Origin of the sequence: Streptomyces sp. ISL-98 (genome assembly GCF_018614055.1) — a bacterium.
GTDB lineage: Bacteria > Actinomycetota > Actinomycetes > Streptomycetales > Streptomycetaceae > Streptomyces > Streptomyces spiramyceticus.
In genome coordinates this window covers 136,699-149,539 of the sequence record NZ_JAGGPB010000005.1, presented here as the reverse complement: position 1 = coordinate 149,539, position 12,841 = coordinate 136,699, and the positions used below count along the sequence as shown (strand labels likewise).

Here is a 12,841-nt window from a genome sequence, read left to right as displayed (position 1 = left end):
ATCACGTGACCTCTCTTCACAGCGCCGCCGCGACCGGCTCTCAGCCGGTCGCGGCGGTCGCGGGCGTCACTGTCCGGTACGGATCGACGACCGCCCTCGACGACGTCTCCCTTGAATTTCCCTCCGGGGTCACCGGCCTGCTCGGGCCCAACGGAGCAGGGAAAAGTACCCTGTTGTCCCTGCTGAGCACGGCGCGCAGACCAAAGTCCGGCGCGGTCGCCCTCCTGGGAGAGGATGCGTCGGGACGGGCGCGCGTGCAGCGTCTCAGGCAGCGGATCGGGGTGCTTCCGCAATCCTTCGGGTTTTATCCCCGCTTCACCGCCTTGGAGTTCACCGAGTACGCGGCGTGGCTGCGCAAGGTGCCCGCGGCCCAGCGGCGCGAACGGGCCCGCGAAGCGTTGCGCCTGGTGCAGATGGAGAAGCACGCCGACCGCAGGATGGGCGCCCTGTCCGGCGGCATGCTGCGTCGCGTCGGCATTGCCCAGGCCATGGTCAACGAACCCTCCCTGGTGCTTCTCGACGAGCCGACGGTTGGTCTCGATCCGGCTCAGCGGGTCGGATTCCGGGGCCTGATCCAGGAGTTGGGCGACCGGTGCGCAGTCGTGATGAGCACGCATCTGGCCGAGGACGTGGCGCACGTGTGCGACCGGGTCGCCGTCCTGCTCGAAGGGACGGTCCGCTTCACGGGGACGGTGACCGAGCTGTGCGCTCTGCCGGGCAGGGACGCGTCCTCCGAAGGCTCCGGTTCATCTGACCTGACAGACATGGAAGTTGACGGCGGGGCCGTGGAAGCCGGATATCTGCATCTGGCCGGAACGGAAGCGGTGGCGACCTGATGCGCGTCCTGCTGACCGAGATGCGGCGGGGCGAGGCCAAGTGGGCCGCCGCTCTCATGGGCGTCGTCGGCGTCTACTCCTTCACCGCCGAGAGCCCCGGCGACAGCGACTGGATCGGCTGGTGGAATCAGACCAGCCTTCAGGTCCAACTCTTCTCGGTGATCGTCATGGGTTCCGTAATGAGCGCCGCGGGCGCCTGGGGAGCGGGCCGCGCCTTCCGCCACCGCACCCGGGGCTGGGCCGACACCTCCGCCAGGAACGGGTGGCCGCAGGCGCTCCTGCTGTGGCTCGCGGCCTGGCTGTGGGCCCTGATCGCGTACGCCGTGTTCATCGCCATCGCGTTCTCGCGCACCTCGGCGGTCAGTGAGGTCAGTGAGCCCGCGTGGACACCGCTGCTGCTCGGCGCGGGGATGATGAGCCTGGAGATCGCCGTCGGGGTCGCCATCGGCTCGGCGCTGCCGTCGCGTGTGGTTGCGCCCTTCGCCGGGATCTTCTGGTACGGCCTCTTCGTCTTCGTCGCGTTCGTCCCGGACACTCCCCTCGACAAGCTGTTCCCGGCGATAGACGAGTTCTGGAGCTCGGAATTCGAGCCGAACACGACCCGCATGCTGATCGCCTTCGCCTGGTGTCTGGCGTCCGGCCTGGTGCTGACCGCGCTGCCCGCGCTGTGGCGCCGTGCCGCACTCCCACCCCGGCCCCTGACCCTCGGGGCGCTCACGGTGGCGGCGCTGGTCGCGGGCGGCACGCTCGTGGCGTTCCGCACGCCGGTGCCCGACTCGTACTGGGCAGTGCGCAAGGAACAGCCCGCGCACCCGCTCTGCGCCAGCAGCGGCCACACCAAGGTATGCCTCTGGCCCGAGGACCGGCATCTGCTGCCGCAGGCCCGTGCCGCAGTGAAGACCGTCGACTCCGGGCTCGGCTCCCTGGCCGGCCTCAACCGCGGCTTCTACGCGAGCGGCCTCAAGCGCCCGGCAGGTGACACCGCCGAGCTGTCCATGATGTCGCCCGCGGAGAGCCAGGCCGATCTGACCGACGCCATGTTCTCGGCGGCCCTGCCGCAGCCCACGTCGCCGGACTGCCAACCCCATCTACTCGAAGCGACCGGCGGCTACCCCGACACGTTCCTCTTCGAAGCCGTTGTCCGTGCCCGCATCGGCGCACCCAGCGAGCACTACGGCGAGAGGTTCGGCCGCGCCCTCGACCGGATCACCAGCGCCCCGCGCGCGAAGCAAGACGTCTGGATCGAACGGGCGGCCAACGACATCCGCGCCTGCAGGCCCGTCCCCGAGCTTCCTCGGTGAACCCGGTGCCCCCCGCGCCGAGCGCCCCGGCTGACCCCGTCGAGAATCGCCGGGTGAGCCTCCTGCGAGATCCCCGACTGAGCGCCGTCATCGCCTTCGTACGCTGCCGGGGCCTGCCCCGGGCCTCCGGGGTCGCCCTGCTCGTCGCACTGGCGGCGACCGCCTTCGCGGGGCAGCGTGTGGCGGTGCCCGAGTTCCGGTATCTGGTCGACTTCAGCGTGCCGGTGGCCGAAGTCGTACCGCTCGCCCACGCGGTGATCCTCGCCACCACACTGTTCTCGCCCATGGCTGACCTGGAGCAGACGTCGGCCCAGCCGATGAGCCGCCATCGGGGCGTGTACCTGGTGGTGTTGCTGGCCCTGGCCCTGGGCCTGAGCGCGCTGCCGCTGATCGCCGGTGCCACGGGGGAGGTGTTCGGTTCGGCCGCCCGCAACGTCGTTGGCTATCTCGGGCTCAGCATGATCAGCGCCCGCCTCTTCGGCAGCGGCCTCGCCTGGCTGCTGCCGCTCGGCGTGTTCGGGCCCACGCTGCTCCTGGGCGTGCGCAGCGACAACACCCCCGAGCCATGGGCCTGGTCGCTGCATACGTCGTCCAGCACCTCGGCCGCTGTCGTGGCCACGGCGCTCTGGGTGATCGGCGTGTACGCGGCCGCGACGGGGCGGCCTCGGCAGACGGAACGGGCCGAGCAGAACTAGGGGGTGTCCGGTAAGGAGCGCCGGGAATTGCGCGACCAGCCACGGACGGCCCGCAGCGAATCACCGCACTTCCCCGCGGAGCGCCTACGTTGCTGCGGTGGACCTCCGTCTCCGCCGTGCGGCGGAGACGGACCCTGCCTGCGAACGATGCCCAGGGGCACGGGCGTTGACGACGATCGGGGGGTATCCCAACGCCCCCCGATCGGAGCCCCGCATGTTGAACAGGACCCTGCGCGCCACCGCCCTCCTCGCTCTCGTGGCGGCCGTCGCCGCGCCCGTCGCCGTCGCGGCGCCCGCCCCGTCCTCGCCGCCCTCGCCGGAGACCGTCACCACCTCCTCACTCAAGGGCGACGCGCGCATGGACTACCCCGTCGCGAACCAGGAGGTACGGGTGTCCGTCGACGCCCGCTCCACGTACACCGCGAGCAGCATCCCGCAGCGCTCCTCGGGCACGTTCCGTATCTCGCACGCCCAGGACGGCAAGCTCTACTGGGGCGAATTCAAGGTCGACTGCCTCACCACCGGCGGCCCCACCGCCACCGTCACCGGCCGCCTGGTCCGCACCAGCCCCGGCCACCCCTGGCTCACCATGCTGGCCCCGCACACCCGCATGGGCGTGAGCTTCCTCGTCCCGAAGAAGGGCGAGGCCCGCATCGGGCTCTCCGGGGCCACCAAGAAGGGCGAGCCGCTGCTCACCAAGTGCATGGCACCCTCCGCCGACGCGAAGGTCGTCGACGGCGGGTACACCCTGCGCGACCGCGGCAACTACTAGACGGAAAGCGGCACTGGGTGGATCTCGCTGGCCGGGTGGCCGGTTCGCTCGTGTATGCGCTGCACCGCGTCCGCGGAGGGCGCGTCGGAGAGGCAGTACACGACTCCTGCTTCGGGGTCGGCCCACGCCCGCTCGAAGTGCACTCCTTCCTCAGCCTCGATCGCCAGGTCTGCCCGGTGTGCCGCCGACAGCTGCTCGGCCGTGATGCCCTTCATGTCGTTGTGGACGTCCATGAATGTGGTCATCGCCCGCCACCTCCGGTCCGGTTGTTTCGTCGGCTCATGGCTTCGGCATGGGTGACAGGGCCGCGGGCCCTGCCCCGGGTGCCGGAGCGCTCCTCCCACCATCGTGCGCCCGCCGATGGCCCTGGGCGACCCGGCCATGGCTCCTGACACGCACAGTGATCGGATGGGCACGAAAGGCGAACGGCGGCGTCGGCCGGGACCGGCTACCCCGCCCAGAGGCCGTCCGCCGTCAGCCCCAGCAGATCGATCGCATTGCCGCGCACGATCCGGTCCACCACGTCCGCGTCCAGGTGGCCCATCTGCTGCTCGCCGACCTCCCTGGACCTCGGCCAGGTCGAGTCCGAGTGCGGATAGTCCGTCTCGTACAGGACGTTCCCGACCCCGATCGCGTCCAGATTCTTCAGCCCGAACGCGTCGTCGAAGAAGCATCCGTACACATGCCCGGCGAAGAGCTCGGACGGTGGCCGCAAGACCTTGTCCGCCACCCCGCCCCAGCCGCGGTTCTCCTCCCACACCACGTCCGCGCGCTCCAGGATGTACGGGATCCAGCCGATCTGACCCTCCGCGTACATGATCTTCAGGTTCGGGAAGCGCTCGAACTTGCCGCTCATCAGCCAGTCCACCATCGAGAAGCAGCAGTTGGCGAAGGTGATCGTGGAGCCCACAGCCGGTGGAGCGTCCGCCGACGTCGACGGCATCTTGCTGCTCGACCCGATGTGCATGGCGATCACCGTGCCCGTCTCGTCGCACGCCCTCAGGAACGGGTCCCACTCGTCGGTGTGGATGGACGGGAGCCCGAGACGTGGGGGTATCTCCGAGAACGCGACCGCGCGCACGCCGCGCGCCGCGTTCCTGCGGACCTCCGCCGCCGCGAGCTCCGCGTCCCACAGCGGGATCAGCGTGAGCGGGATCAGGCGGCCGTGCGCCTCGGGGCCGCACCACTCCTCCACCATCCAGTCGTTGTACGCCCGGACGCCGAGCAGTCCGAGTTCGCGGTCCTTGGCCTCGGTGAAGGTCTGGCCGCAGAAGCGCGGGAAGGTCGGGAAGCACAGCGCCGACTGGACGTGGTTCACGTCCATGTCGGCCAGCCGCTCCGGCACGGAGAACGATCCCGGCCGCATCTGCTCGTACGTGATGACTTCGAGCCTGATCTCGTCCCTGTCGTAGCCGACGGCCGTGTCGAGCCGGGTGAGCGGCCGGTGCAGGTCCTCGTACACCCACCAGTCGCCGACCGGCCCCTCGTCGCCCTGCGCGCCCATCACCGGGGCGAACTTGCCACCCATGAAGGTCATTTCCTTCAAAGGGGCGCGAACGATGCGCGGGCCCGAGTCCTTGAACCGGGACGGGAGCCGGTCCCGCCAGACGTTGGGGGGCTCAACCGTGTGGTCGTCCACCGAGATGATCTTCGGGAAGGTCTCCATGCGATTCACGGTAGCGCTGATCTGACGATCCGTCAGCTAGTAGGTAGTGAGTTGGAACCGGGTAGGAACCTTCCTGTGCTGACGCATCCGGCATGGACAAGGCAAACTGACCCTGGCGACCGGGCGGTAACGGCAGGGGGAGTGCGATGGACGACGTACCTCGGGACACCGTGCGCTTCAGCGTGCTGGGTCCCGTGCGGGCCTGGCGCGGCGGCGAGTCGCTGAACACCGGATCGCCGCAGCAGCGCGCCCTGCTGGCCGCCCTCCTGCTCCGCGACGGCCGCACCGCAACCGCCTCCGAGCTGATCGACGCGATCTGGGGCGAGGAACCGCCGTCGCAGGCACTGGCCGCGATCCGGACGTACGCCTCCAGGCTCCGCAAGGCACTGGACCCGGGTGTACTGGTCAGCGAGTCCGGCGGGTACGCGATACGGGCGGGCGCGGACACGCTCGACCTCGCCGTCGCCCAGGAACTCGCCGCCGACGCCGAGAAGTCCCGCAGCAACGGCGACCGCTGCCAGGCCCGCACCCTGATCAACAAGGCGCTCGGCCTGTGGGACGGCGAACCTCTCGCCTCGGTCCCGGGCCCGTACGCCGAGACCCAGCGCGCCCGGCTCGACGAGTGGCGGCTCCAGCTCACAGAGACCCGCCTCGACCTGGACCTGGAGGTCGGCTGCCACGCGGAGGCGATCTCCGAACTGACGGCCCTGACGGCGGCGCACCCCCTGCGCGAACGCCTCCGCGAGCTGTTGATGCTCGCCCTGTACCGAAGCGGCCGGCAGGCGGAAGCGCTCGCGGTGTACGCCGATACGCGCCGCCTGCTGGCGGACGAGCTCGGCGTCGACCCGCGCCCGGAGCTCTCGGCCCTCCAGCAGCGCATCCTGGAGGCGGACGCGGACCTGGCCCGCCCGGTGGAACCGGCGCCGTCGGCCGCCCCGACCCTCATGCGCCCCGCCCAACTCCCTGCCACCGTCCCGGACTTCACAGGCCGTGCGTCCTTCGTGCGCGAGCTGAGCGACCGCCTCGCCGCGGCGGAATCCAGCGTCATGGCGGTCTCGGCCCTGGCCGGCATCGGCGGCGTGGGCAAAACCACGCTGGCCGTGCACGTCGCGCACGCGGCGCGGCCGCACTTCCCGGACGGCCAGTTGTACGTGGACCTCCAGGGCGCGGGCTCGCGCGCGGCGGAGCCCGAGACGGTCCTGGGCGCGTTCCTGCGCGCCCTGGGCACCGCGGACACGTCGATCCCCGACACCCTGGACGAACGCGCCGCGCTCTACCGTTCGACCCTCGACGGCCGCCGCATCCTCGTCCTCCTGGACAACGCCCGCGACGCCTCGCAGATCCGCCCCCTGCTCCCCGGCACGACGGGCTGCGCAGCGCTGGTGACGAGCCGGGCGCGGATGGTGGACCTGGCCGGGGCGCACCTGATCGACCTCGACGTCATGTCACCGGACGAGGCCCTCCAGCTCTTCACGAAAATAGTGGGAGCCGAGCGCGTGGCCTCCGAACGCGAGGCGGCCCTCGACGTCGTGGGCGCGTGCGGCTTCCTCCCCCTGGCCATCCGCATCGCGGCGGCCCGCCTGGCGGCCCGCCGCACCTGGACCGTCTCCGTACTGGCGGCGAAGCTCGCGGACGAGCGCCGCCGCCTCGACGAACTCCAGGCCGGCGACCTCGCGGTCAAGGCCACCTTCGAGCTGGGCTACGGCCAGCTCGAGCCCGCCCAGGCCCGCGCCTTCCGCCTGCTGGGCCTGGCGGACGGCCCGGACATCTCGCTGGCGGCGGCAGCGGCCGTACTGGACAAGCCCCTCCAGGACACGGAGGACTTGCTCGAGTCCCTGGTGGACACGTCCCTCCTGGAATCGGCGGCGCCGGGCCGCTACCGCTACCACGACCTCGTACGCCTCTACGCGCGTGCATGCGCGGAACGGGACGAACAGCCGCCGCAGGAGCGGGAGATGGCCCTGTCGCGGCTGCTGGACTTCTATCTGGCGACGGCGGCGCGGGTGTACGCACTGGAGCGGCCGGGCGACCGGACGGTCGACCACCTCGAGCACACTCAGTACGCGGGCCTCGAGTTCACCGACCGCTCTCAGGCACTCGACTGGCTGTACGCGGAGGCGGACTGCCTGCTGGCGTGCGTACAGCAGTCCCTGGGGAAGCAGACGCTGCGACGAGCGGTCGACCTTCTCATCGCCGCCAAGGACCTCGCGGAATCCGGGGCGAATTCACGCCGCTACGAGACCGCGGCCATCGCCCTGCGCGATGCGGCGGCGACCGCGGGGGACGCCCGCGCCGAAGGACGTGCGCGCACCACGCTCACGCAGGTGCACAGCACAGCCGGGCGGTTCGAGGAGGCCGACGACGAGGCGCACCATGCCATGGCACTCGGACTCGCCGCCCAGGATCCGTGGACGAGCGGCAACGCCCCCAACGAGCGCGGCATCCTCGCCATCTACCGCAACCAGCACGCCGAGGGTGAGGCCTACCTCCAGACGGCCATCGACGCCTTTCGCGCCGACGACAACCGGCCCGGAGAGGCAAGCGCCCTGTGCAATCTCTCCCGGATCCACCTGGCGCTGTCCCGCACAGCCAGCGCTGTGGAGCTCGCCGAGCAGGGCATCGAGATCTATGACGCCCTGGGTCTCGCGCTCCGCCTCGCGAACGGGCGCTACGCGCTCGGCCTCGCGCTGACCCAGGCGGGGCGGCTCACCGAGGCGCTCGAACAGGTCACCCAGGCACTGGGCATCTTCCACGAGAACCGCCAGCCCCTGTGGGAGGGCGTTACGCACTTCCGCCTGGCAGAAGTACATCTCGCAGCCAGGCGCTACACACTGGCCGCTGCCCATGCGGAGCAGGCGATCGCGCTGCGCGGCATCGGCGGCGAGTGGCGCCGCGGCACGGTGCTCACCGTGCTGGGCCGGGCGTTGAGCGCGCTGGGCCAGCCGGACCGGGCCAGGGCCTGCTGGAGTGAAGCACTCGCCATCTACGAGCAGTTGGGATCGGCCGAGGCCGACGAGGTACGCGGGCTTCTCCATCCCGTAGCAGCAGCCTGACGGCGCCTGGCTCGGCGTTCATCGTTCGTTTATCGCCGGACGGCACTCTTATCCCATCGAGCCGTCGCGTCGGGGGGCAGACGGATCGACGATGAGGCCGCCCCACTAAGGTGAACGGCCCTGACATGCCCGCCCGGCGATCCACGGGGGAACCGCCGGGCGGGCATCGCCGACCTGAAGCACAGATCGACTCAACGGGAGACGAAGATGAGCGACGCCAAGAAGAAGAAGACGACGACAGGCGACATCAAGCCGCTGGACAGCCACGCCTCGGGCGGTGACCTCACCACGCAGGACAGCCACGCGTCCGGCGGTGACCTCACCACGCAGGACAGCCACGCGTCCGGTGAAGAGATCAAGACCATGGACAGCCACGCGTCGAGCCCGCTGCCCAAGTAGACCTTCCTGACGGGGAACGGCCGCGGTGGCGCGGAGGGGGAGCCACCGCGGCCGCCGCATGTCCGGGCTCTTGCGGTCACGCCACTTCAGTGGCAGCGCGCCCGCAGTTCCCTCTTCAGGACCTTGCCGCTCGCATTGCGCGGCAATTCCGGTACGAATTCGACCTCTCTCGGCACCTTGTAGTTCGCCATCTCCCGGCGCGACCACGCGATCAGGTCGTCCGCCGTCAGCGTCGAGCCGGGGCGGCGGACCGCGTAGGCCTTGCCTGTTTCGCCCAGGCGCGGGTCCGGGATGCCTACTACCGCCACGTCGGCGATGTCCGGGTGCAGGCCCAGGAGCTGTTCTATTTCTGCCGGGTAGGCGTTGAAGCCGCCGACTATGAACATGTCCTTGATGCGGTCGGTGATGCGGAGGTTCCCGGACGCGTCGAGTACGCCTACGTCGCCCGTACGCAGCCAGCCGTCCGGTGTGATCGCGTTCGCCGTCTCCTCCGGGTCCTCGAAGTAGCCCGACATGACGTTGAAGCCGCGCACCAGGACCTCCCCGGGGGAGCCCGGATCTGCCAGTACGCGGACCTCCGTGCCGGGGATCGCCCGGCCCGATGTGGTCGCGATCGTCTCCGGCGGGTCTCCGCGGCGGCACATCGTCACGATGCCGGAGGCTTCGGAGAGGCCGTACGCCGTCAGGACCGTGGAGATGTGGAGTTCCGAGCGGAGGCGTTCTACGAGCTGGAGCGGGACCACCGCCGCGCCTGTCACCACCAACCGGAGCGCCGAGAGGTCGTGGGTGTCGCGGGACGGGTGGTCCAGGAGGGACTGGTGGAGGGTGGGCGGGCCTGGGAGGACCGAGATGCGTTCGGCGGCGATGTTCGCCAGGACCGTGTCCACGTTGAAGACCGGTTGCGGGATCATCGTCGCGCCGCGCATCAGGCAGGCGATGATCCCGGCTTTGTAGCCGAAAGTGTGGAAGAAGGGGTTCACGATCAGGTAGCGGTCGCCCTCGCGCAGACCGGCCAGCTCGGACCAGATGTCGTAGCCGCGCAGTGTCTGCGCGTGGGTGATCACCGCGCCCTTGGGGCGGCCCGTCGTTCCCGAGGTGAAGATGATGTCCGAGGGGGAGGAACCTGCCACCCCTGCCGCCCTTGCCCGTACCTCCGCCGGGGACACCTCCTCGCCGGACGCCAGGAAGTCCTTCCAGGTGCGGTACTCGTCGGGCGCCGCGTCCGCCAGCACCACCACCTGCTCCAGATGCGGCAGGTCGACGTCCGCACGACGGAGGGACGCCACGTACGACGTACCCAGGAACGTGCCGGTGATGAAGAGGAGTTTCGCCCGGCAGCGGGAGAGGACGTACGCCGCCTCCGTCCCCTTGAAGCGGGTGTTCAGCGGCACCAGCACCGCCCCCGCCGTCACCGCGCCCAGCGCCGAGACGATCCAGTCCAGGGTGTTCGGGGCCCAGATCGCGACGCGGTCACCGGGCTCGACTCCGGAGGCCATGCAGGCCGCTGCCGCCCGTTCGACGCGGTCGCCCAGTTCGGCGTACGAGATACGGGTGCGGCCCTCGACCACGGCCTCCCGCTCGCCGTACCGTTCGGCGGCACTCCGTACCAGCTCCGGGATGCTGTCCCATTCGACGTCCCCGTCACCACCCATAGCAAGCCTCCCACCAATAGCTGACTAACCGTCAGATTAGCTGTAGCCTGACGCGCTGTCAGTAGTCATGGGACGCGACGATCGCGGAGGTGCCCGGCGTGGCGACGCTCAAAGATGCGACGGCGATAGTCGGCACAGGACAGACCCCCTTCGCCAGACAACTCCCCGAGTCGGAGAAGGCGTTGGCCTGCAGGGCCATCCTCGCCGCGCTCGACGACGCCGGGATCGACCCGTCCGAGGTCGACGGTCTCGCCTCGTACACGATGGAGGAGACGGACGAGGTCGAGGTCGCGAAGACCATCGGTGCCGGCGACGTGACCTTCTTCAGCAAGGTCGGATACGGCGGCGGCGGTTCCTGCGCCACCGTCGCCCACCTCGCCTCCGCCATCGCCACCGGACAGGCGAGCGTGGGCGTCGCCTGGCGATCGCGCAAGCGGGGATCGGGGCCCCGGCCCTGGAAGAACACCGCCGTCCAGCTCCCCACCCCCGCCCAGTGGACCCGCCCCTTCGGGCTCCTGCGGCCCGCCGACGAGATCGGGATGCTCGCGCGCAGATACATGCACGAGTACGGCGCCACCCGCGATCACCTCTTCAATGTGGCCCTCGCCTGCCGGAATCGCGCCAATCAGAACCCCGCCGCGATCATGTACGAGCGCCCTCTCACCCGCGACATGTATATGACCTCGCGCTGGATCAGCGAGCCGCTCTGCCTCTTCGACAACTGCCTGGAGACGGACGGCGCGCTGGCCTGCGTCATCGTCTCCGCCGAGCGCGCCCGCGACTGCCGCCAGAAGCCCGTGTACGTCCACTCCGTCGCCCAGGGCCTGCCCGCCCAGCACCACGGCATGGTCAATTACTGGAACGACGACCCGCTGACCGGCCCCGCCTGGACCGCTGCCCGCCAGCTCTGGAAGCAGGCCGACTTCGGCCCGGACGACGTCGACGTCGCGCAGATCTACGACGCCTTCACCCCCCTCATCCCCCTCTCCCTGGAGGGCTACGGCTTCTGCGGGCGCGGTGAAGGCGCCGCCTTCACCGAAGGCGGCGCACTGGAGAGCGGCGGGCGGCTGCCGATCAACACCGGGGGCGGTGGGCTGAGCGAGGCGTACGTACACGGCTTCAACCTCATCACCGAGGGCGTCAAGCAACTGCGCGGCACCAGCACCGCGCAGGTGCCGGACGCCGGCACGTGCCTGGTCACCGCTGGTGAGGGCGTACCGACGTCCGCCCTGCTGCTGAGGAGCTGAACATGACAGACAGCCTCTTGACGCCCGTGACCGACGACGACGGGGCGCCCTTCTGGGAGTACGCCGCCCGGGGCGAACTCCGTATCCAGGCCTGCGCCTCCCCCGCCTGCGGCGAGCTGCGCTTTCCGCCCCGGCCCTGCTGCCCGCACTGCCGGTCCTTCGACAGCGAGTGGCGTCGGATGAGCGGGAAGGGGCGGATCTGGTCGTACGTCCTGCCCCACCCGCCACTCCTGCCCGCTTACGCCGCCCAGGCGCCGTACAACGCGGTCGTCGTCGAGCTCGCCGACGCCCCGCGCATCCGGCTGGTGGGGAACGTGGTGACCGGGGCGGACGCGGCGCTCGACTCGGTCGACCCCGCCCGACTGCGCATCGGAGCGAAGGTGCACGCCGTCTTCGCCGCGGGCGCGGGGGGCGTGACGGTGCCGCGCTGGCTGCTGGAGCGGTCGTGAGCATCCGTGTCGAGCGGGACAAGGAGAGCGGCGTCGCGGTCGTCACTCTCGACCGGGCGCACAAGCACAATGCCGTCGACCTGGACATGGCCGGTCGACTGTCCGCCGCCTGGCGTGACTTCCGGTTCGACGACAGCGTGCGGGCGGTGGTCGTGACGGGTGCGGGCGAGAAGGCCTTCTGCACCGGCATCGACCGTGGCGTGGACGTGCCTCAGCCGTCGTCGCCGTACTCGGTCGACGATCCGCTGATCGCCATCGGGCCGAAGGCTAACGACCTGTGGAAACCGGTGATCGCGGCGGTGCGGGGAATGGCGTGCGGCGGCGCGTTCTATCTGCTGGGAGAGGCCGAATTCATCGTCGCCGCCGAGGACGCGGTCTTCTTCGACCCGCATACGACGTACGGGATGGTCAGCGCGTACGAGGCGATCTACATGGCGCAGCGGATGCCGTTCGGGGAAGTGGCCCGGATGACGCTGATGGGCACGGCGGAACGGGTGTCGGCACGGCGGGCGTACGAGACGGGCCTCGTGTCCGAAGTGGCGGAACCGGGCGATGAGCTGAAGGCGGCGGTGCGGTGCGCGGAGGTGATCGCGTCGTACCCGACGGAGGCGGTGCAGGGGACGGTACGTGCGGTGTGGGCGGCGAAGGAGGGTGCCCGCAGCCAGGCTCTGGCGCAGGCACCGAACCTCGTTGCGCTCGGGAATCTGCCGCCGGAGCGGCAGGCGGCCCTCTTCACCGCCCGCCGACCGGAATTCCGCACGCGCTAGGGCG

The 12,841-nt window shown here is 70.4% G+C and carries 12 protein-coding genes; 9 read left to right on the top strand and 3 right to left on the bottom strand.

What is annotated here, in order from left to right; all coding sequences use genetic code 11:
• Positions 1–5 precede the first annotated feature (5 nt).
• From J7I98_RS05890 to J7I98_RS05875, 4 genes are all read left to right on the top strand, one after another.
• Entirely contained in the window at positions 6–836 is an 831-nt protein-coding gene (locus tag J7I98_RS05890) for an ATP-binding cassette domain-containing protein (RefSeq protein WP_214919493.1), read from the top strand.
• Entirely contained in the window at positions 836–2,137 is a 1,302-nt protein-coding gene (locus J7I98_RS05885; protein ID WP_214919492.1) for a hypothetical protein, read from the top strand. Before J7I98_RS05890 ends, J7I98_RS05885 begins: the two co-directional genes overlap by 1 nt.
• A 53-nt stretch (positions 2,138–2,190) precedes the next feature.
• Positions 2,191–2,832, top strand: a complete 642-nt coding sequence (locus J7I98_RS05880) for a hypothetical protein (protein ID WP_214919491.1) — start codon at positions 2,191–2,193, stop codon at positions 2,830–2,832.
• Positions 2,833–3,046: 214 nt separating this feature from the next.
• Entirely contained in the window at positions 3,047–3,604 is a 558-nt protein-coding gene (locus J7I98_RS05875; RefSeq protein ID WP_214919490.1) for a hypothetical protein, read from the top strand.
• Here the strand turns inward: J7I98_RS05875 and J7I98_RS05870 are convergent.
• Complete coding sequence (locus tag J7I98_RS05870; protein ID WP_214919489.1) at positions 3,601–3,849, bottom strand: SCO4226 family nickel-binding protein; 249 nt, start codon at positions 3,847–3,849, stop codon at positions 3,601–3,603. The two genes, J7I98_RS05875 and J7I98_RS05870, sit on opposite strands and share 4 nt — an antisense overlap.
• Before the next feature lie 203 nt (positions 3,850–4,052).
• Positions 4,053–5,270: an amidohydrolase family protein gene (locus J7I98_RS05865; protein ID WP_214919488.1), complete on the bottom strand. Its 1,218-nt coding sequence runs from the start codon at positions 5,268–5,270 to the stop codon at positions 4,053–4,055.
• 146 nt (positions 5,271–5,416) lie between these two features.
• Here J7I98_RS05865 and J7I98_RS05860 point away from each other — a divergent pair, with 146 nt between their 5' ends.
• Both J7I98_RS05860 and J7I98_RS05855 read left to right on the top strand, forming a co-directional pair.
• Complete coding sequence (locus J7I98_RS05860) at positions 5,417–8,323, top strand: AfsR/SARP family transcriptional regulator (protein WP_214919487.1); 2,907 nt, start codon at positions 5,417–5,419, stop codon at positions 8,321–8,323.
• 207 nt (positions 8,324–8,530) lie between these two features.
• Positions 8,531–8,722 carry a hypothetical protein gene (locus J7I98_RS05855; protein ID WP_214919486.1) on the top strand — a complete coding sequence of 64 codons (192 nt, stop codon included), beginning with the start codon at positions 8,531–8,533 and terminating at the stop codon, positions 8,720–8,722.
• Between the two features lie 86 nt (positions 8,723–8,808).
• Here the strand turns inward: J7I98_RS05855 and J7I98_RS05850 are convergent, their stop codons facing one another.
• A complete protein-coding gene (locus J7I98_RS05850) occupies positions 8,809–10,374 on the bottom strand; it encodes a FadD3 family acyl-CoA ligase (protein ID WP_214919485.1) in 1,566 nt (521 codons plus the stop codon).
• Between the two features lie 98 nt (positions 10,375–10,472).
• Here J7I98_RS05850 and J7I98_RS05845 point away from each other — a divergent pair, with 98 nt between their 5' ends.
• The 3 genes from J7I98_RS05845 to J7I98_RS05835 are packed head-to-tail and all read left to right on the top strand — an operon-like array spanning position 10,473 to position 12,837.
• On the top strand, positions 10,473–11,621 hold the full coding sequence (locus J7I98_RS05845; protein ID WP_214919484.1) for a lipid-transfer protein: 1,149 nt from the start codon (positions 10,473–10,475) through the stop codon (positions 11,619–11,621).
• 2 nt (positions 11,622–11,623) lie between these two features.
• Positions 11,624–12,070, top strand: a complete 447-nt coding sequence (locus tag J7I98_RS05840; RefSeq protein WP_214919483.1) for a Zn-ribbon domain-containing OB-fold protein — start codon at positions 11,624–11,626, stop codon at positions 12,068–12,070.
• Entirely contained in the window at positions 12,067–12,837 is a 771-nt protein-coding gene (locus tag J7I98_RS05835; protein ID WP_214919482.1) for an enoyl-CoA hydratase/isomerase family protein, read from the top strand. The genes J7I98_RS05840 and J7I98_RS05835 overlap by 4 nt, the downstream gene beginning before the upstream one ends.
• Positions 12,838–12,841: the final 4 nt, after the last annotated feature.